The organism is Streptomyces sp. NPDC001443 (genome assembly GCF_053597355.1).
The window spans coordinates 1-19,610 of sequence record NZ_JBSFIA010000044.1 but is presented as its reverse complement, the minus strand read 5'-3'; the positions used below and the strand labels follow the sequence as shown (position 1 = coordinate 19,610).

At 70.0% G+C, this 19,610-nt stretch carries 16 protein-coding genes and 3 tRNA genes; 8 read left to right on the top strand and 11 right to left on the bottom strand.

Features of this window, described 5'->3' with window-relative positions; translation table 11 throughout:
- Positions 1-18: 18 nt before the first annotated feature.
- From ACWC24_RS34315 to ACWC24_RS34295, 5 genes are all read right to left on the bottom strand, one after another.
- Positions 19-816, bottom strand: coding sequence for an ABC transporter permease (locus tag ACWC24_RS34315; protein ID WP_450666814.1), 798 nt, complete (start codon positions 814-816; stop codon positions 19-21).
- Entirely contained in the window at positions 813-1,763 is a 951-nt protein-coding gene (locus tag ACWC24_RS34310; protein ID WP_450666813.1) for an ABC transporter ATP-binding protein, read from the bottom strand. The genes ACWC24_RS34315 and ACWC24_RS34310 overlap by 4 nt, the downstream gene beginning before the upstream one ends.
- Positions 1,764-1,889: 126 nt before the next feature.
- Positions 1,890-1,965, bottom strand: a tRNA-Gly gene (locus ACWC24_RS34305).
- 85 nt (positions 1,966-2,050) lie between these two features.
- A tRNA-Gly gene (locus ACWC24_RS34300) sits at positions 2,051-2,122 on the bottom strand.
- Between the two features lie 125 nt (positions 2,123-2,247).
- Complete coding sequence (locus tag ACWC24_RS34295; RefSeq protein WP_162469301.1) at positions 2,248-2,565, bottom strand: Lsr2 dimerization domain-containing protein; 318 nt, start codon at positions 2,563-2,565, stop codon at positions 2,248-2,250.
- 339 nt (positions 2,566-2,904) lie between these two features.
- Between ACWC24_RS34295 and purS the strand changes: the two genes are divergently transcribed.
- From purS to purM, 6 genes are all read left to right on the top strand, one after another.
- Positions 2,905-3,168 carry a phosphoribosylformylglycinamidine synthase subunit PurS gene (purS, locus tag ACWC24_RS34290; RefSeq protein WP_015659417.1) on the top strand — a complete coding sequence of 88 codons (264 nt, stop codon included), beginning with the start codon at positions 2,905-2,907 and terminating at the stop codon, positions 3,166-3,168.
- Positions 3,165-3,845, top strand: a complete 681-nt coding sequence (gene purQ / locus ACWC24_RS34285; RefSeq protein WP_450666812.1) for a phosphoribosylformylglycinamidine synthase subunit PurQ — start codon at positions 3,165-3,167, stop codon at positions 3,843-3,845. The genes purS and purQ overlap by 4 nt, the downstream gene beginning before the upstream one ends.
- A complete protein-coding gene (gene purL, locus ACWC24_RS34280) occupies positions 3,842-6,100 on the top strand; it encodes a phosphoribosylformylglycinamidine synthase subunit PurL (RefSeq protein ID WP_450666811.1) in 2,259 nt (752 codons plus the stop codon). Before purQ ends, purL begins: the two co-directional genes overlap by 4 nt.
- Before the next feature lie 291 nt (positions 6,101-6,391).
- Entirely contained in the window at positions 6,392-7,189 is a 798-nt protein-coding gene (locus ACWC24_RS34275) for a sterol carrier family protein (RefSeq protein ID WP_450666810.1), read from the top strand.
- Between the two features lie 270 nt (positions 7,190-7,459).
- Positions 7,460-8,989, top strand: a complete 1,530-nt coding sequence (gene purF / locus ACWC24_RS34270) for an amidophosphoribosyltransferase (protein ID WP_162469303.1) — start codon at positions 7,460-7,462, stop codon at positions 8,987-8,989.
- Positions 8,990-9,032: 43 nt separating this feature from the next.
- Complete coding sequence (gene purM, locus ACWC24_RS34265; protein WP_450666809.1) at positions 9,033-10,100, top strand: phosphoribosylformylglycinamidine cyclo-ligase; 1,068 nt, start codon at positions 9,033-9,035, stop codon at positions 10,098-10,100.
- Between the two features lie 112 nt (positions 10,101-10,212).
- Here purM and ACWC24_RS34260 read toward each other — a convergent pair whose 3' ends face one another.
- A complete protein-coding gene (locus ACWC24_RS34260) occupies positions 10,213-10,473 on the bottom strand; it encodes a DUF3073 domain-containing protein (RefSeq protein ID WP_450666808.1) in 261 nt (86 codons plus the stop codon).
- A 309-nt stretch (positions 10,474-10,782) separates the two neighbouring features.
- A complete protein-coding gene (locus ACWC24_RS34255; protein WP_450666807.1) occupies positions 10,783-11,880 on the bottom strand; it encodes a Leu/Phe/Val dehydrogenase in 1,098 nt (365 codons plus the stop codon).
- Positions 11,881-12,125: 245 nt separating this feature from the next.
- On the opposite strand from ACWC24_RS34255, the gene ACWC24_RS34250 reads away from it, so the two are divergent.
- Together ACWC24_RS34250 and bldC are read left to right on the top strand one after the other, a co-directional pair.
- The gene (locus ACWC24_RS34250) at positions 12,126-12,977 is read left to right on the top strand and encodes a hypothetical protein (RefSeq protein ID WP_450666806.1); all 852 of its coding nucleotides are present in this window, start codon (positions 12,126-12,128) and stop codon (positions 12,975-12,977) included.
- Positions 12,978-13,518: 541 nt separating this feature from the next.
- Positions 13,519-13,725, top strand: coding sequence for a developmental transcriptional regulator BldC (bldC, locus tag ACWC24_RS34245; protein WP_003949541.1), 207 nt, complete (start codon positions 13,519-13,521; stop codon positions 13,723-13,725).
- Between the two features lie 545 nt (positions 13,726-14,270).
- Here bldC and ACWC24_RS34240 read toward each other — a convergent pair.
- The 4 genes from ACWC24_RS34240 to ACWC24_RS34225 all read right to left on the bottom strand — a co-directional run bounded on the left by ACWC24_RS34240 (position 14,271) and on the right by ACWC24_RS34225 (position 19,488).
- Positions 14,271-14,462: a DUF6274 family protein gene (locus tag ACWC24_RS34240; protein ID WP_450666805.1), complete on the bottom strand. Its 192-nt coding sequence runs from the start codon at positions 14,460-14,462 to the stop codon at positions 14,271-14,273.
- 455 nt (positions 14,463-14,917) lie between these two features.
- A tRNA-Asp gene (locus ACWC24_RS34235) sits at positions 14,918-14,992 on the bottom strand.
- 92 nt (positions 14,993-15,084) lie between these two features.
- Complete coding sequence (gene hrpA / locus ACWC24_RS34230; protein WP_450666804.1) at positions 15,085-19,053, bottom strand: ATP-dependent RNA helicase HrpA; 3,969 nt, start codon at positions 19,051-19,053, stop codon at positions 15,085-15,087.
- 69 nt (positions 19,054-19,122) lie between these two features.
- Positions 19,123-19,488 carry a hypothetical protein gene (locus ACWC24_RS34225; RefSeq protein ID WP_450666803.1) on the bottom strand — a complete coding sequence of 122 codons (366 nt, stop codon included), beginning with the start codon at positions 19,486-19,488 and terminating at the stop codon, positions 19,123-19,125.
- Positions 19,489-19,610 lie beyond the last annotated feature (122 nt).

Genomic DNA, 19,610 nt, shown 5'->3' with positions numbered 1-19,610 from the left:
CGCTTCGTGCCCCCCCCGTCAGCGCCGGGGTTCCCACCGGAACCACCGCCGTACAGCAAACACCGCCACGACCGTCCAGGCCAGCGCGGTCGCCGTGGCACCCAGCGCCTCGGACGCAGCCATGCTGCCGGTCCAGCCGGCGCCGACCAGCCGGATCGCGGGCGAGAGCGGGAGGAGTTCGCAGACGGCCGCGAGCCGGTCGGGCAGGACCTGGAGGGGGACGGCGATGCCCGAGCCGATCATCGACACGAACACCAGCGGCAGCGCGGTGACCTGGGCGCTCTCCGTGGTCCTGGTGAAGGCCGAGGTGAGCGCGGCGAGCGCGGCGCACAGGACGAGGCCGGTCAGCAGCCCGAGGACGGTCAGGTACGGCGCCCGGGGCGCCCCGGCGTCGAGCAGCACCGCGCAGCCCGTGGACAGCACCAGCGCCTGGGCGAGCCCGATGCACGCGGCGGGCAGGCAGGTGCCGACGAGGATCTCCAGGTCGCCGAGCTCGCCGGTGCGCAGCCGCTTGAGGACCAGTTCCTCGCGGCGGGCGACGAACGCGCCCACCAGGGAGGTGTAGACGGCGAAGAGGAGGGAGTAGCCGATCGCGGCGGTCAGTGTCACCGTGCCGAGGGTCAGGCCCTCGGCACGCAGGTCGATCCGGTCGACCGCGGGCCGCACGGTGAACGGCAGCGCCAGCGGTACGAGCAGCGCGGTCAGCACCGCGCTCCGGTTGCGGCCGAGCAGGGTGAGTTCGGCGCGGGCGAGGGCGCCCAGGCGCCGGACCGTGCGGGCGTACGCCGGTGCGGCCGGCCGGGTGAGGGTACTCATGCCGCCGCTCCCGCCGTGGGCTGCTGTTCTCGCGCAATGCTCAGGAACGCCTCTTCCAGCGAGGCCGACCGCACGTCGAGGCCGCGCAGTTCGACCCCGGCCCGTGCGGCCCACACCAGCAGTCCGGTGGCCGCCCGCTGAAGCTCCCGGGTACTCAGCCGCATGGTCCGCCCCACCACCTCGTGCCCGCACACGCCGAGTTCGGCGAGCGGCGGCAGGTCGCCGGGGAAATAGCCCTCGGGCAATTCGAAGGAGATGCGGGACGGCCGGTCCGCGGTCACCTCGGCAGGGGTGCCGGAGGCGGCGATGCGTCCCTCGTGCAGGATCGCGAGCCGGTCGGCGAGGCCCTCCGCCTCCTCCAGGTAGTGCGTGGTCAGCAGCACGGTGGTGCCGCCGTCGCGCAGTGCGCGCACCAACTCCCAGGTGTCCCGGCGCCCTTCGGCGTCGAGTCCGGTGGTCGGCTCGTCCAGGAACAGCACCTCGGGTTCGCCGAGCAGCGCGAGCGCCAGATCCAGGCGCCGCCGCTCGCCCCCGGAGAGCTGCTTCACCCGCACCCCGGCCTTCCCGGCCAGCCCGACCAGGGCGAGTGCCTCCGCCTCGGGCCGGGCGCCGCTGGTGCAGGCGGCCCACATCCGGGCGGTCTCGCCGACGGTCAGCTCCGAGGGGAAACCGCCCTCCTGGAGCATCACGCCGGTGCGCGGCCGTACGGCGGCCCGCTCGCGGAAGGGGTCGTGGCCGAGGATCCGCACCCGGCCGCCGGACGCAGGCGCGAGCCCCTCCAGCAGTTCGACGGTCGACGTCTTGCCCGCACCGTTGGTGCCCAGCAGCGCGAAGATCTCGCCGCGGGCCACGGAGAAGGAGATGCCACGCACCGCCTCGAACCCGCCCCCGTAGACACGCCGGAGGTCTGTGACCTCGATCACGTGCTCGTGCTCGTTGATGTCCATGACCTCAGCGTCCCGGCGGACGGGGCCGGGCAGCAGTGCGCGGTGTCATCGCTCGGCATGACAAATGTCAGGCGATCGCCCGCGGGTGGGAACGAAAAAACCCCGGTCCGAAGACCGGGGCTTTCGTGGAGCGGACGACGAGGCTCGAACTCGCGACCTCAACCTTGGCAAGGTTGCGCTCTACCAACTGAGCTACGTCCGCATTGCCTCCGACCGGCTTTCACCGATCGGCGCGAGCACCAGCCTACCTGATCCACCAGAGTGGTCCGGCAAGGCCGTGCAAGCAGAGCGGGTGACAGGAATTGCACACTGCGCCTTCCCCCTGGAAGGGGGATGTTCTGCTACTGAACTACACCCGCATGTACTCCGTGAGGTGGGCTTTTCGGCCTTGCCCCTCGGTGTGCTCCAGACTCTAGCTGACCAGGAGGGGTGCAGCGCAAGTCGGTTCTTCCGAGGGGTGCGTGACCGGCTGTCGGCCGAGGCCTCACTGGGCCGCGGTGAACGCCTCGTAGACCTTCTTGGGGATGCGTCCGCGAGCGGGGACGTCCATCTTGTTCGCCTGGGCCCAGGCCCGCACGGCCGCCGGGTCGGGGGCGACCTCCGTCTGCCGGAAGGCCTTGCCCGACTTCGACCGCTTGCGGCCGGCGTCCACGTAGGGGGCGAGCGCCTCGCGCAGTTCCCTGGCGTTGACTTCATTCAGATCGATCTCGTACGACTTGCCGTCGAGTCCGAAGGCGATCGTTTCCGCCGCTTCCGAGCCGTCGATGTCGTCAAAGAGAGTGACCACGACCTTCTGCGCCACGAATATCGGTCCCTTCGTGCGGCATCTCCGCGATGACGTGCCATGACGTCTCCGAGATGCCGACTGTCCGCTTGTTATTGGACAAACTATCGGCTAATGCCAATTTATTTGTACCGCGTCCGGCATTGCAATGTGAAGCCCGACTAAATCTCTCCGCGTGTCCGGACGCAATAGGTGTCGGGTGTGGATCCCGGATCTTTCCCGGAAATTTTCGCGAGCGCACCCCTTCGATGCCGGATCGTGATGGCCGTCACGTATGTTCCTACAACTCTACTCGCGTAGAAATTTTGTGCGGGTAGTCTGAAGGAACCTGCTCAGCACCACACATCGGGAGTGCCAGTGGCACGCGTCGTAGTCGACGTCATGCTCAAGCCGGAGATCCTCGACCCCCAGGGCCAGGCGGTCCAGCGCGCGCTGCCGCGACTGGGATTCGAAGGCATCTCCGACGTCCGTCAGGGAAAGCGATTCGAACTGGAAGTTGACGGGCCGGTCGACGAGGCCGCCCTCGCCCGCATCCACGATCTCGCTGAATCCTTCCTCGCCAACACCGTGATCGAGGACTTCACCGTCAAGGTGGAGGAAGTCGCGGAGGCCGCGAAGTGACCGCTCGTATTGGCGTCGTCACTTTCCCCGGCAGCCTCGACGACCGGGACACCCAGCGCGCGATCCGCCTCGCGGGCGCCGAACCGGTGGCGCTCTGGCACAAGGACAAGAACCTCCACCAGGTCGACGCGGTCGTCCTCCCCGGCGGTTTCTCCTACGGCGACTATCTGCGCGCCGGCGCCATCTCGCGCTTCTCGCCGGTGATGGAGACCGTCATCGAGCAGGCGAAGTCCGGAATGCCGGTCCTCGGCATCTGCAACGGCTTCCAGATCCTCACCGAGGCGCACCTGCTCCCGGGCGGGATGCTCGGCAACGACCACCTCCACTTCATCTGCCGCGACCAGAAGCTGCGGGTGGAGAACGCGGACACCGCCTGGACCGCCGACTACACGGCCGGCCAGGAGATCCACATTCCGCTGAAGAACATGGACGGCCGCTACGTGGCCGACGAGTACACGCTCGACAAGCTGGAGGCGGAGGGCCGGGTGGCGTTCCGCTATCTGGACGTCAACCCCAACGGCTCGCTGCGGGACATCGCCGGCATCACCAACGAGGCGGGCAACGTCGTCGGTCTCATGCCGCACCCGGAGCACGCCGTCGAGCCGCTCATCGGGTCCGGCCGCACCGACGGCCTGCCGTTCTTCACCTCGATCCTCAAGAAGCTGGTCAACGCATGAGCCGGACGCCTCTGGACACGGTCGAGCACGCGGCCGAGACCCCCGACGTCGAGCTGCCCTGGGCCGAACTCGGTCTGAAGAAGGACGAGTACGAGCGGGTCGTGGAGATCCTCGGCCGCCGCCCGACCGGTGCCGAGCTCGCCATGTACTCGGTCATGTGGTCCGAGCACTGCTCGTACAAGTCCTCCAAGGTCCACCTGCGCCAGTTCGGCGAGAAGGCCCCGCAGTCCGACGCGCTGCTCGTCGGCATCGGCGAGAACGCCGGTGTCGTCGACGTCGGCCAGGGCTACGCGGTCACCTTCAAGGTCGAGTCGCACAACCACCCCTCGTACGTGGAGCCCTACCAGGGCGCGGCGACCGGCGTCGGCGGCATCGTGCGCGACATCATCGCGATGGGCGCCCGTCCGGTCGCGGTCGTCGACCCGCTGCGCTTCGGCGCGGCCGACCACCCCGACACCAAGCGCGTGCTGCCGGGCGTCGTCGCCGGCATCGGCGGCTACGGCAACTGCCTGGGCCTGCCCAACATCGGCGGCGAGGTCGTCTTCGACGCCTGCTACCAGGGCAACCCGCTGGTCAACGCCGGTGCCATCGGCGTGATGCGGCACGAGGACATCCACCTCGCGAAGGCGTCCGGCGCGGGCAACAAGGTCATCCTGTACGGGGCCCGCACGGGTGGCGACGGCATCGGCGGCGCGTCGATCCTGGCCTCCGAGACCTTCGACGACGCCAAGCCGTCGAAGCGCCCGGCCGTCCAGGTCGGCGACCCCTTCCAGGAGAAGCTCCTCATCGAGTGCACCCTGGAGGCCTTCAAGGAGAAGCTGGTCGTCGGCATCCAGGACCTCGGCGCGGCCGGTCTGTCCTGCGCGACCTCCGAGCTCGCCTCCAACGGCTCCGGCGGTATGCGCGTCACCCTCGACGACGTACCGCTGCGCGACTCCACGCTCTCGCCCGAGGAGATCCTCATGAGCGAGTCGCAGGAACGCATGTGCGCGGTCGTCGAGCCGGAGAAGGTCGACCGGTTCCTGGAGATCTGCGACAAGTGGGACGTCATCGCCACCGTCATCGGTGAGGTCACCGACGGCGACCGGCTGGAGATCTTCTGGCACGGCGGCAAGATCGTCGACGTCGACCCGCGCACGGTCGCGCACGACGGCCCGGTCTACGAGCGCCCGTACGCCCGTCCGGACTGGCAGGACGCCCTCCAGGCCGACTCCGCGGGCAAGCTGCTCCGCCCGGCGACCGGAGAGGAGCTGAAGGACCAGGTCCTGAAGCTGGTCTCCTCCCCGAACCAGGCCTCCAAGTCCTGGATCACCTCCCAGTACGACCACTTCGTGCAGGGCAACACGGTGCTGGCCCAGCCCGAGGACTCCGGGATGATCCGCATCGACGAGGAGACCGGGCTCGGCGTCGCCATCGCGACCGACGGCAACGGCCGCTTCGCCAAGCTCGACCCGTACACGGGCGCGCAACTGGCCCTCGCGGAGGCGTACCGCAACGTCGCCACCACCGGTGCCAAGCCCCTCGCGGTCTCCGACTGCCTGAACTTCGGCTCGCCCGAGGACCCGGCCGTCATGTGGCAGTTCGCCGAGGCCGTCCGCGGTCTCGCCGACGCCTGCCTCCAGCTCGGCACCCCGGTGACCGGCGGCAACGTCTCGCTCTACAACCAGACGGGCGAGGCGGCCATCCACCCGACCCCGGTCGTGGCCGTGCTGGGCGTCATCGACGACGTCGCCCGCCGCACCCCGGTCGCCTTCCAGGAGGACGGCCAGCTGCTCTACCTCCTCGGCGACACCCGTGAGGAGTTCGACGGTTCGGCCTGGTCGCAGGTGGTCCACGACCACCTCGGCGGGCTGCCGCCGAAGGTCGACCTGGAGCGTGAGCGGCTGCTCGGCGAGATCCTGATCTCCGCCTCCCGCGACGGCATGATCGACTCCGCGCACGACCTGTCCGACGGCGGTCTGATCCAGGCCGTGGTCGAGTCGGCACTGCTCGGCGGCAAGGGCGCGCGGCTGGTCGTACCGGACGGGCTCGACGCGTTCACCTTCCTGTTCTCGGAGTCGGCGGGCCGCGCGGTCGTCGCCGTCCCGCGCTCGGAGGAGGTCCGCTTCAACGACATGTGCGGCGCCCGGGGTCTGCCCGTCGCCCGCATCGGCGTGGTCGACGGCGACACGGTCGAGCTCCAGGGCGAGTTCGCGCTCTCCCTGGAGGAGCTGCGCGAGGCCCACGAGGCCACCATCCCGGCACTGCTCGCCTGACGCGTCCCCGGCGCGCGGACGTTCCGCTTGCGCGCCGCGGTCCGGCAGTACGACGGCGAAGGCCCCGCCCGTTCCCACGAGCGGGGCCTTCGCCGTGCCCTGGGGCCTGTCTGACAATTCCCGACTGTCCCGCGACGCCATGCACGCCCTCTCGCCGCGCCGGGCGCAGTCCCAAGTACGTCCAAGTACGAGGGACCACGCCCGGCACGCCGAGAGAACGCACCTGACGCCGCGGAACCCGCCCTCCGGGCGGACGACGGGAATTGCCGGACAGGCCCTAGGCTCACCGCCATGCCCCCGGCGAAGAAGCGCACCCGGACCTACGACCCCGCGAAGACCCGTGCGGCGGTTCTCGCCCAGTTCGGGAACGTGCGGGCGGCCGTCCACACCCTCACGCCCGAGCAGCTCGCGCTGCCCACCCGGCTCGGCGAGTGGACCGTACGGGACCTGGTCGCGCACACCGGGACGGCCCTCGCGGCCGTCGGCCGGTTCCTGGACGAGCCGGAGCCGGCGCGCCAGGACGCCACGGTGCTCGACTGGCCGTCCGGGACCTCGGCCCGCTCCGGGGCGGTCGCCGACCTGGCCCGGCAGCTCGCGGAGCGCCACCCGGACCTCGGCGCCTTCCTCTCCGAGGTCGAACGGCGCTTCGAGGAGCGGCTTGCCGAACACCCCGGCACCCGACTGCTGGCCACGAACGCGGGCGCCATGCCGCTGGCCGACTACCTGGTCACCCGCACCGTCGAACTCGTCGTCCACACCGACGACCTGAACGCCGCCGTGCCGGGCCTGGACGTCCCCCAGGACCGCCAGGCCCTCGCCGCCTGCACCCGCCTGCTCGCCGACGCGCTCGCGGTGAAGGCGCCCGGCGGCTCCACGGAGGTGCGGATCCCGCCGTACGCCGTGGTGCAGTGCGTGGAGGGGCCCCGGCACACCCGCGGCACCCCGCCCAACGTCGTCGAGACCGATCCGTTGACCTGGATCCGGCTGGCGACCGGGCGGCTGGCCTGGAAGGAAGCGCTCGACGCGGCCCGGGTCAGCGCGAGCGGGGAGCGGGCGGACCTCGGCGGACTGCTGCCGCTGATGGCCTAGCGGGACGGTCCGGTCCGTCGTACCGGGTCCGGTCTGTCGTACCGAGTCGGGTTCCGGCCACGCGAAGGGTGTGCGAAGCCTCACTCATGTCCACGGAACGAGAGGTTCCGGGTCGGCCCGCCGCGCTGTCCTGCCGTTCGCCTGATCCCGATGGCGACGCGCTGACCAGCGAGAACGCCGCGTTCCTTCCGTCGGCCGACGGCGAGCGGTCAGTTACCGTCGAGTATCGCCAATTCGGACCAGTGGTCGATCTCGCCTACACTCGGTGGCGTGCCACGTGGTGACGGTCGACTCAGTCATGATCTGCTCCCCGGTGAGAAAGGCCCCCAGGACGCTTGCGGCGTCTTCGGTGTCTGGGCTCCCGGCGAAGAGGTCGCCAAGCTCACTTACTTCGGGCTCTACGCCCTCCAGCATCGGGGTCAGGAATCCGCGGGAATCGCGGTCAGCAACGGCTCCCAGATCCTCGTCTTCAAGGACATGGGCCTTGTCTCCCAGGTCTTCGACGAGACCTCGCTCGGTTCGCTCCAGGGTCACATCGCGGTCGGACACGCCCGCTACTCGACCACCGGTGCCTCCGTGTGGGAGAACGCCCAGCCGACGTTCCGTGCCACGGCGCACGGCTCCATCGCGCTCGGTCACAACGGCAACCTGGTGAACACGGCGCGGCTCGCCGAGATGGTCGCCGAGCTGCCGAAGGACACCAACGGCCGCTCCACCCGGGTGGCCGCCACCAACGACACCGACCTCCTCACCGCCCTCCTGGCGGCGCAGGTCGACGCCGACGGCAAGCCGCTGACCATCGAAGAGGGCGCGCACGCGATCCTTCCGCAGGTCAAGGGCGCCTTCAGCCTCGTCTTCATGGACGAGCACACGCTCTACGCCGCGCGTGACCCGCAGGGCATCCGCCCGCTGGTCCTCGGCCGTCTGGAGCGTGGCTGGGTCGTCGCCTCCGAGTCCGCCGCCCTCGACATCTGCGGCGCCAGCTTCGTCCGCGAGATCGAGCCCGGCGAGTTCGTGGCGATCGACGAGAACGGTCTGCGCACCTCTCGATTCGCAGAAGCGAAGCCCAAGGGCTGTGTCTTCGAGTATGTGTACCTGGCCCGCCCCGACACCGACATCGCCGGCCGCAACGTGTACCTCTCCCGGGTGGAGATGGGCCGCCGCCTGGCGAAGGAGGCCCCGGCCGAGGCGGATCTCGTCATAGCGACCCCGGAGTCCGGCACCCCGGCCGCGATCGGTTACGCGGAGGCGTCCGGCATCCCCTTCGGCGCCGGACTGGTCAAGAACGCCTACGTCGGCCGGACCTTCATCCAGCCCTCGCAGACCATCCGCCAGCTCGGCATCCGCCTGAAGCTGAACCCGCTCAAGGAAGTCATCAAGGGCAAGCGCCTGGTCGTCGTCGACGACTCGATCGTGCGCGGCAACACCCAGCGGGCCCTGGTCCGCATGCTCCGCGAGGCGGGCGCGGCCGAGGTCCACATCCGGATCTCCTCGCCGCCGGTGAAGTGGCCCTGCTTCTTCGGCATCGACTTCGCCACCCGCGCCGAGCTCATCGCGAACGGCATGACGATCGACGAGATCGGCACCTCGCTGGGCGCCGACTCCCTGGCGTACATCTCCATCGACGGCATGATCGAGGCGACCGCCATCGACAAGCCGAACCTCTGCCGTGCCTGCTTCGACGGCGAGTACCCGATGGAGCTCCCGGACCCCGAACTGCTCGGCAAGCAGCTCCTGGAGACCGAGCTGGCCGCCGGGCCCGCCGCCACGGCCGCGACCGACGCGATCCGTCGCCCGTAGCGCCCCGCCATACCTGCCGTACGACACGAAAGTTCTCACCGTCATGTCTGAGACAACTGGTGCCAGCTACGCAGCCGCGGGCGTCGACATCGAAGCGGGCGACCGCGCCGTCGAGCTGATGAAGGAGTGGGTGAAGAAGACCCAGCGCCCCGAGGTCCTCGGCGGCCTCGGCGGTTTCGCCGGACTCTTCGACGCCTCCGCCCTCAAGCGTTACGAGCGCCCGCTGCTCGCCTCCGCCACGGACGGCGTCGGCACGAAGGTCGACATCGCCCGGCAGCTGGGCGTGTACGACACCATCGGCCACGACCTGGTCGCGATGGTCATGGACGACATCGTCGTGTGCGGCGCCGAGCCGCTGTTCATGACCGACTACATCTGCGTCGGAAAGGTCCACCCCGAGCGGGTCGCCGCGATCGTCAAGGGCATCGCCGAAGGCTGTGTGCTGGCGGGATGCGCCCTGGTGGGCGGCGAGACGGCCGAACACCCCGGCCTGCTGGGCGCGGACGACTTCGACGTCGCCGGCGCCGGTACGGGCGTCGTGGAGGCCGACCGGCTGCTGGGCGCGGACCGTATCCGCGAGGGTGACGCGGTGATCGCCATGGCGGCGTCCGGGCTTCACTCCAACGGGTACTCCCTGGTCCGGCACGTCCTGCTGAACCAGGCCGGTCTGTCTCTGGACGCCCGGATCGAGGAGCTCGGCCGCACGCTGGGCGAGGAGCTCCTGGAGCCCACCAAGATCTACTCGCTGGACTGCCTGGCCCTGACCCGCACCGCCGACGTGCACGCCTTCTCGCACATCACCGGCGGCGGACTCGCGGCCAACCTGGCCCGGGTGATCCCGGACGGCCTGCACGCCGTCGTGGACCGCTCCACCTGGACCCCGGCGCCGATCTTCGACCTCGTCGGCCGGACCGGCGACGTGGCGCGGCTGGAGCTGGAGAAGACCCTGAACATGGGGGTCGGCATGATCGCGATCGTGCCCGAGGAGTCGGCCGACGTGGCGCTGGCGACGCTGGCGGACCGCGGCGTCGAGGCCTGGGTCGCCGGCGAGATCACCGGCCGCGGCGAGCACACGACGGGCGCCGAGCTGGTCGGCGACTACGCGGTCTGAGACCGACCGATCCCGTGGACGACAGCACGAAACCCGGTCCGGCGCTGATGCCCCGGACCGGGTGAAGTGCAGTTGCTACGAGAGCCGCGGAAACTGCCGAGTCGCTACTGCGTCAAGCGCCGCGACGATGTTGCGACGAAGGACCGGACTCGTCGTCCTCGTCCTCGTCGTCATCGTTGTACAGATCCGCGTACTGCGCGTACGGGTCGTCTTCTTCTTCGTCGTCGTCCTCGAACGGCTCGCCGTTCGGCGGCTGGCTCGAAGTCGATGCGCCCAGCTCGCTGGCCAGACGCGACAGGTCAGTCCCACCGCTGTTGTACTTCAGCTGGCGGGCGACCTTCGTCTGCTTGGCCTTGGCCCGGCCGCGCCCCATGGCTCGACCCCCTCGGTGACGGGGCTCGACGGCCCCAGAGTCTGACACGCGTTCATGATCCGGAACGGACTCTCCGTAGAGAGGCCGGTCCGTAGGGCTTCCACGGTACCTGAGCCCGCGCCCATACGGTACGTCGCCCACAGGACGCGCGTGTGCGCAGGGCCTTCGAGGCGCCCTGTCCTCGCTGGTCAGTGGCGATTTTAACCACTTATCCGGGCACGACCCGCCGGTGGACGTGAGAGTTCTCTCGAAGTTCCCGCCGGCGGGTACCGCCCGAAGCCGCGAGCACACCTGGCGTGTGCTCGTGGATCAGTGTGCCGCGCGCCCCTCGGCCATCCGCTGCTCGGCGATCCGGTCGGCCGCCGCGGCCGGCGGAATCCCGTCTTCCTTCGCACGTGCGAAGATGGCCAGCGTGGTGTCGAAGATCTTCGCGGCCTTCGCCTTGCACCGCTCGAAGTCGAAGCCGTGCAGCTCGTCGGCGACCTGGATGACCCCGCCGGCGTTCACCACGTAGTCCGGGGCGTAGAGGATCCCGCGGTCGGCGAGGTCCTTCTCCACACCCGGGTGGGCGAGCTGGTTGTTGGCCGCGCCGCAGACGACCTTGGCGGTCAGCACCGGCACGCTGTCGTCGTTCAGGGCGCCGCCGAGCGCGCAGGGGGCGTAGATGTCGAGGCCCTCGGTCCGGATCAGCGCGTCGGTGCCCGGGACCGCGGTGACGCCCTCCGGGTGCCGGTCGAGGATCCGCTGCACGGCGTCCTCGCGCACGTCCGTGATCACGACCTGGGCGCCCTCCGCCCGCAGGTGCTCCACCAGGTGGTGGCCGACCTTGCCGACGCCCGCGATGCCGACCGTGCGGCCGCGCAGCGAGGGGTCGCCCCACAGGTGCTGGGCGCTGGCCCGCATGCCCTGGTAGACGCCGAAGGAGGTCAGCACCGAGGAGTCGCCCGCGCCGCCGTTCTCGGGCGAACGCCCGGTGGTCCAGCGGCACTCGCGGGCGACGACGTCCATGTCGGCGACATAGGTGCCGACGTCGCAGGCCGTGACGTACCGGCCGCCCAGCGAGGCGACGAAACGGCCGTAGGCGAGGAGCAGTTCCTCGGTCTTGATCAGGTCGGGATCACCGATGATCACGGCCTTGCCGCCGCCGTGGTCGAGACCGGCCATGGCGTTCTTGTACGACATCCCGCGCGCGAGGTTCAGGGCGTCGGCGACGGCCTCCGCCTCGGAGGCGTACGGGTAGAAGCGCGTACCGCCGAGGGCCGGGCCCAGAGCGGTGGAGTGGATGGCGATGACGGCCTTGAGGCCGCTGGCGCGGTCCTGGCAGAGCACGACTTGCTCATGACCCCCCTGGTCCGAGTGGAACAGGGTGTGCAGTACATCAGCGTGCGCGCCGGTTACGTCGGTCACTGTGGTGACTCCTGGGTAAGTAGCGGCTTGGAGACCAGCTCCCATGGGGTCCCCCGGGCTTTTGGCAGTGGGGGAGGGGTGGGGGCTGTGGCACGAGGGTAGAGCCTGCCCCGGCCCGCCGGCCTCCCGGTGCTCGGGATCACCTCCTCCTGGAGTACTGCCGTGCGACGATTTGCATGTTTTTCCCACGTGTCCGGGTGCGGTGCGGCCGTTTTCCGGGTCGATCCGCGGGGGAGGGAGCAGGCGTGCCCAAGGTGTCCTCGGTGATCGTCCCGTACGCGACCTATCTGCGCGTCTACGAACCGCTGGCCGCCTTCCCGGAACCGGAGCGCAGCCACTGGGCGCGCTACGCGCGGCGCGAGAAGCGCCCCTCGTACCAGGACGAACTGCGCCGCTCGTTGGCCGATCTGCTGCCCACCCCGCCGGTCCCGGTGCCGGTGCACGAGAGCGGCGACGCGTTCGTGCTGGAGGTGGAGGGGGTGCTGTGCGTCTGCCCCTGGCGCACCCGGCTGCGCGGCTGGCAGGCACTGGAGGGACTGTCCGGGGAACTGCCGCGGACGGTCCTGGACGCCGTGCTCCCCCCACTCGTACGGGGCCAGGCCGCCCAGGACTACGAGCGCTGGCTGGCCCGCAATCCCGACGCCCGCCCCTGGATCCGCACGTCGACCTGGCAGGTACCGCTGAACTGGTTCGTGCTCGTGTCCGACGAGGAGCGGGAGTACGCGAAGGGGGGCGGCGCCGCCGAGGGCGAGCCGCCCGTGCTGCGCTACCGCACTCCGATGGTGCAGGCGCGGCGCCGGGTCGCGCGGGCGCTGCGCACGCTGCGGGACGCGATGGACGAAGGGCCGCTCATCGACGGCCTGGTGGACGTGGGCCGCTGGCTGGAGGAGTTCCATCCGCGTTCGCTGGTGGAACTGGACTACGGCGGTCTGGTGCACACGCTGCCGGCCGACGCGCTGGAGGACGACCACTCCGCCGCGGACGTGGCCGAGGGGATCGACGCGCTGCGCCGCGGCGACGGCTCCGCGGCGGGCGAGGCGTACGCCCGGCTGGTGGAGCGGTGGCGCTCGGCACGGGACCGGCGTTCGGCGAACTGACGGATCGACAGCACCCGATGGGTGACGTAGATCACGATCGAAAAATGCTGCGAACGACGTACGGTCTACCGAACTTCGGGAACGCGGCGGGACGTAGGTCCCGATCCGGGCTTTCACGTCAAGCGTGACAGACCGCACTTTCCAGTCTCTTGCGCCCCTTGCCCCTCCTCATGCCAAAATAGGACAAGGAGCCCGGGGAGGGCTCCGTCTGTCCAACTATGCTCCACCATGGGCGGAATCTCGGCATCACGCAGTTTGGGATGTCTGGTAACTCCTGATCGCCCTGTGACTGATCGTCACAGTGGCGTGACTGTCCGCTATGGCATGGTCCATCGGCTTCCGTCGCTGATGGCCACCTGGGAGGGCAATTCCATCGGTTTGGCCGACGCGGCTGGACAGATGGTGTAGTTGTAGTGCCGAGGACAAGCCGTTCGTCCTATAACCGACTCGACTCGCGTCCGCCATTTCGGGCAACGCGGGTCAAGGTGCAGAATTTAGAGGAAAGAACCGAGAAGGTTCGGTTCTCCCGAGGAGGCCGCTCATGACCGCTCGCACCCCTGATGCCGAGCCGCTGCTGACCCCGGCTGAGGTCGCCACCATGTTCCGTGTCGACCCCAAGACGGTCACGCGGTGGGCGAAGGCCGGCAAGCTGACATCCATCCGCACGCTCGGCGGTCACCGCCGTTACCGCGAGGCTGAGGTCCGCGCTCTGCTCGCGGGTATCCCGCAGCAGCGCAGCGAGGCCTGATCAGCCTGGACAACTGAATACCGGGCATGTCGACAGGTCCCCAACCCGTCGAGCGGCCCGAACCCACAGCTACAAGCGACGCGGGTCCTGCCCCAACAGGTCCCCCGCCCGACCGTTCAGGCAACCGAACAGGGTGCGTCGTGGATCGCGCTGGACTCCGCCGGGTCCAGCGCGATCTTTTTTTGCGCCCGAAAGGCGCCCCCGAGGCGCCACGGAACCGCTCCGGCAGCACTCCCGACCGCACTTCGGAAGCGCTTCGGGGTGGGCCTTGTGATGCCTCTGTGGCGGACCTGTGGTGCCTTCCTGACGACCTGTCCGACTCTCGGCGGCCAGCCTGTGAGCGGCCTTGTCGGAGTCTGGGGAGGGCTGTCGGATCTGCTGTGCGTGACCGTCGAGGTCAGTGCAATGGCACATATTAAATTGACTGGTTGTAGGACTCGGGTAAGTACCGTGCTTTCAAAAAATCATGCCGTGACACCCGTCACATGCCAGGGGCCTTGTTGCCTCTGGCTCGTGTGCGCTAGTGAAACGGGTCACGGCGGCGGTCACGGCGGCGCGGGCCGCTCGTCCGCGGCGGCCTCCGGGGAGCCCTCCGCGTCCGGGGGAGCGGTGTCCATCGCCAGCCGCAGCAGTCGGTGGCAGACGGGGCAGTGCCGGGTCAGGTGCCGGTAGGACGAAGCGGCCGCCAGATGTGCGCGGAGCAATGCCCGCGTCTCGTGCCTGACCGACGCCGCCATGCGCCACCTCCGGGATCCACGCGGGAAGGTGCCCTGCTCTCTGGGTACTGGCCGCGGGTGGCTGCGTCAAGACGGCACGGCGGGTGCGAGACGGCGACCGCGCCGCTTCCGGGGGCCCGGACTGCCGTTCCTGGCCCGGGTGGTGGCCGCGGGAGGCCGCCGCGGCGAACGGGGTGACGGATCGGCACGGGCCGCGGGCTGACGGGGTGACGGATCGGCACGGGCCGCGGGCTGACGGGGTGGCAGGCCGGCGCCGGTCGCGGCGACGGGTCGGCGCGGTTCGCGGGCTGACGGGTCGGCGCCGGTCGCGGCGGACCGGCCGGTGGACCGACGGGCGCGGACTCCGGTAGGCGGTCGACGGTCGATGTGGAACCCGGCCCCGCCGGGACGGCCCGCGTGGAAAAACGACCGAGGCCCGCTTCCCCCGGAAGGGAACGGGCCTCGGTCGATCAATGCGGTCCTGACGGGATTTGAACCCGCGGCCTCCACCTTGACAGGGTGGCGAGCACTCCAAACTGCTCCACAGGACCAGGTTTCGCTGCGCTTTTCTTCGTTGCGCTGCGAGACAGACTGTACAGGAGGGTGAGCCCCCTGGTCGAACTCACCCAGCGTGCGGATCCCGTCACGGGGCGGCCGCGTCGATCGCCTTCACGATCCGCTTGTCCGAGACGGGGTACGCCGTGCCCAGCGCGTGGGCGAAATAGCTGACCCGCAGCTCCTCGATCATCCAGCGGATGTCCAGGACGGCGGAGGGCACCGGGCGGCCCTGGGGCAGCTGCTCCAGCAGCCAGGCGTACTCGTCCTGCATCTCGTGGACCTTCTCCATGCGGGTGGTGTCCCGCTGGACGTTGGTCGGCATCTGCTGCAGCCGCCGGTCGACGGCCACCAGATAGCGCATCAGGTCGGGCAGGCGCCGCAACCCGGTCTCCGTGACGAAGCCGGGCCGCACGAGGGCGTCCACCTGCTTGCGCACGTCCTGGAGGTTCGCCAGCAGCACGGCGCTGCGTACGCCCTTCAGACGGCGCTCACAGGCCTGCCAGGCGGCCAGGACCTGCTGCACCTGGCCGACCGTGCGGACCGTGGTGTCGACGATCTCGGCGCGCACCTTGTCGTACAGCTTGCGGTGCGACTCCTGGTCCCAGGCCGGGCCCCCGAAGTCGGCGATCAGCTTGTCCGCCGCCGCCATCGCGCAGTCGTCGAACAGGGCCTGGATCGAGCCGTGCGGGTTCGCCGACAGGGCGAGCTTCTGGGCGTTCGTCAGCTTCTCGGAGGCGAACTTGGCCGGGTTCACCGGGATGTTGCGCAGGATCAGCCGCCGGGCGCCCTTCCACATGGCCTCGGCCTGCTCCGCCTCCGTGTCGAAGAGGCGTACGGAGACCGTGTCGCCGTCGTCGACCAGCGCCGGGTACGCCTTGACCGGCTGACCGGCCCGACGGGTCTCGAAGACCCGGGTGAGCGTGCCGATGCTCCAGTCCGTCAGACCCTTGCGCTCCAGGGACTCGCCGCCCTGCCGCTCGGCGCTGGCCGCCGCGGCCTGGGAGAGGGCCTGGCGGGCCTTGGGCCTGAGCCGGAGCTTCAGGGCTTCCAGGTCCTTGTCCTCGGCCAGCTTGCGGCGCCGCTCGTCGACGATCCGGAAGGTGATCTTCAGATGGTCCGGGAGCCTGCCCCAGTCGAAGTCGTCGGCCTCGAAGGGCACGCCGACCATCCGCTTGAGCTCACGCGCCATGGTGGTGGTCAGCGGCTCCTGCAGGGGCACGGCCCGCTCCAGGAAGGCCTTCGCGTAGTTCGGCGCGGGCACGTAGTGGCGGCGGATCGGCTTCGGCAGGGAGCGGATCAGCTCGGTGACCACCTCCTCGCGCAGGCCCGGGATCTGCCAGTCGAAGCCCTCGTCCGTGACCTGGTTGAGGACCTGGAGCGGGACGTGCACGGTCACACCGTCCGCGTCCGCGCCCGGCTCGAACTGGTAGGTCACCCGGAACTTCAGCGGCCCCTGCCGCCAGGAGTCCGGGTAGTCGGCCTTGGTGACCGCCTCCGCCGACTCCCGGATGAGCATCTCCCGCTCGAAGTCCAGGAAGTCGGGCTGCTCATGGCGCTTGTGCTTCCACCAGGAGTCGAAGTGGGCGCCCGACACGACGTGTTCGGGGACCCGCTGCTCGTAGAAGTCGAACAGGGTGTCGTCGTCGACCACGATGTCCCGGCGCCGGGCGCGGTGCTCCAGCTCCTCGACCTCGCTGAGGAGCTTCCGGTTGTCGGCGAAGAACTTGTGGTGGGTCCGCCAGTCGCCCTCGACCAGCGCGTTGCGAATGAAAAGTTCGCGCGAGGTCTCCGGGTCGATCCGCCCGTAGTTGACCTTCCGCTGGGCGATGATCGGCACGCCGTACAGCGTGACCTTCTCGTACGCCATCACGGCCGCCTGGTCCTTCTCCCAGTGCGGCTCGCTGTAGGTGCGCTTGAGCAGGTGCCCGGCGAGCGGCTCGATCCACTCCGGCTCGATCCTCGCGTTGACGCGGGCCCACAGGCGGCTGGTCTCCACCAGCTCCGCCGACATCACGAAGCGCGGGGGCTTCTTGAAGAGGGCCGAGCCGGGGAAGATCGCGAACTTGGCGTTGCGGGCGCCGAGGTACTCGTTCCTGCCGCCGCCCCGGCCGCTCTCGCCGCCGGTCTCCTTCACGTCCTTCATCCCGATGTGGGAGAGCAGACCGGCCAGCAGCGAGACGTGCACGCTCTGCTCGGCGGCGTCGTCCTCGTTGGGGTGGATCCCCAGCTGCCGGGCGACCGTGCGCAGCTGGGTGTAGATGTCCTGCCACTCCCGGATGCGCAGGAAGTTCAGGTACTCCTGCTTGCACATCCGGCGGAAGGAGGAGGAGCCCCGCTCCTTCTGCTGCTCACGGATGTAGCGCCAGAGGTTGAGATAGGCGAGGAAGTCGCTCGTCTCGTCCTTGAAGCGGGCGTGCTGCTGGTCGGCCTGGGTCTGCTTGTCGGCCGGGCGCTCGCGCGGGTCCTGGATGGAGAGCGCGGCCGCTATGACCATGACCTCGCGGACACAGCCGTTCTTGTCGGCCTCCAGGACCATCCGGGCCAGCCGCGGGTCGACGGGCAGCTGGGCGAGCTTGCGGCCGGTGTCGGTGAGCCGCTTGCGTACGTCCTTCTGCGCCGGGTCGAGCGCGCCGAGCTCCTGGAGGAGCTGGACGCCGTCGCGGATGTTGCGGTGGTCCGGCGGGTCGATGAAGGGGAACTTCTCGATGTCGCCGAGGCCGGCCGCGGTCATCTGGAGGATGACGGAGGCGAGGTTGGTGCGCAGGATCTCCGCGTCCGTGAACTCCGGCCGGGCCAGGAAGTCGTCCTCGGAGTACAGCCGGATGCAGACGCCGTCGGACGTGCGGCCGCAGCGGCCCTTGCGCTGGTTGGCGCTGGCCTGGGAGACCGCCTCGATGGGCAGCCGCTGGACCTTGGTGCGGTGGCTGTAGCGGGAGATGCGGGCGAAGCCGGGGTCGATGACGTACTTGATGCCCGGCACGGTCAGCGAGGTCTCGGCGACGTTGGTCGCCAGAACGATCCTGCGGCCGGTGTGCGGCTGGAAGACGCGGTGCTGCTCGGCGTGCGAGAGCCGGGCGTAGAGCGGCAGGACTTCCGTGAAGCGGTAGTTTTTTTTCACCAGCGCGTCCGCGGTGTCGCGGATCTCGCGCTCGCCGGAGAGGAAGACCAGGATGTCGCCCTTGCCCTCGCCCTGGAGCTCCTCGACGGCGTCGCAGATCGCGGTGATCTGGTCGCGGTCGGCGTCCTCGGAGTCCTCCTCCAGGAGCGGGCGGTAGCGCACCTCGACCGGGTAGGTGCGCCCGCTGACCTCGACGATCGGGGCGTCGCCGAAGTGCCGGGAGAAGCGCTCCGGGTCGATCGTCGCGGAGGTGATGACCACCTTGAGGTCGGGCCGCTTGGGCAGCAGCTGGGCGAGGTAGCCGAGCAGGAAGTCGATGTTGAGGGACCGCTCGTGGGCCTCGTCGATGATGATCGTGTCGTAGGCGCGCAGCTCGCGGTCGGTCTGGATCTCGGCGAGCAGGATGCCGTCCGTCATCAGCTTCACGAAGGTGGCGTCCGGGTTCACCTGGTCGGTGAACCGCACCTTCCAGCCGACGGCCTCCCCGAGCGGGGTGTCCAGCTCCTCGGCGACCCGCTCGGCGACGGTACGGGCGGCGATCCGGCGGGGCTGGGTGTGCCCGATCATGCCGCGTACGCCGCGCCCCAGCTCCATACAGATCTTGGGGATCTGCGTGGTCTTCCCGGACCCGGTCTCACCGGCGACGATGACGACCTGGTGATCGCGGATGGCGGCCGCGATCTCGTCCTTCTTCTGGCTGACCGGCAGCTGCTCGGGATAGGTGACGGCCGGCACGCGGGTGCGCCGCGCGGCCATCCGCTCCTCGGCCTTCGCGACCTCCGCCTCTATCTCGGCGAGGACGGCGGCGCGGGCCTCCGGGTTACGGATCTTGCGCGCGCCCTCGAGCCTGCGTCCGAGCCGGTGCGCGTCGCGCAGGGTCAGCTCGGTCAGGCGGGGGGCGAGGGCGCCGAGGGCGGGGGCAGGGTGCGTAGACATACGCGATCCAGGATCTCATCCCGGCCAAATCCGTGGCGAACCCTTTTGCCCCCGGCGTGGGGGGCCGGGTCAGGGGGCGCGCTGGGCCGGGGGTGCGGACGGGGGCGCGGCGGGTGTCGTGTCCGGGGCGGGGGCGGCGGCCGGTGCCTCGGGAGGTGCCGGGGCGGCCGGTGTCGACGTGGGCGTGGCGGGTGCGGGTGCGGGTGCGGGTGCGGGTGCGGCGGGCGCGGGTTCCCGGCGGGTGCCCTCTCCCAGGGCGATGGAGCGGGCGGTGTTGGAGACGGCCTTGATGCCCAGGTAGGCGGTGGTCATCCCGCTGATCGCGGTGAACGCGGCGGTCAGCACACCGACGATCACGGCCCGGTCGCCGTCGAGCCGCCAGACGCCGAAGGCTGCGACGCCCGAGATCGCGACGATGCTGATGACGACGGCCATCAGTCCGTAGCGGGCCCGGTCCTTCTCTAAGAAGTCATCTCATTTGGCGAGTCGGCGGTAGCAGATGAGGGTGCAGGCGATGGCGGCGAAGGCGAGAAAGTGTTCGGCTTTGCGTTCGTAGC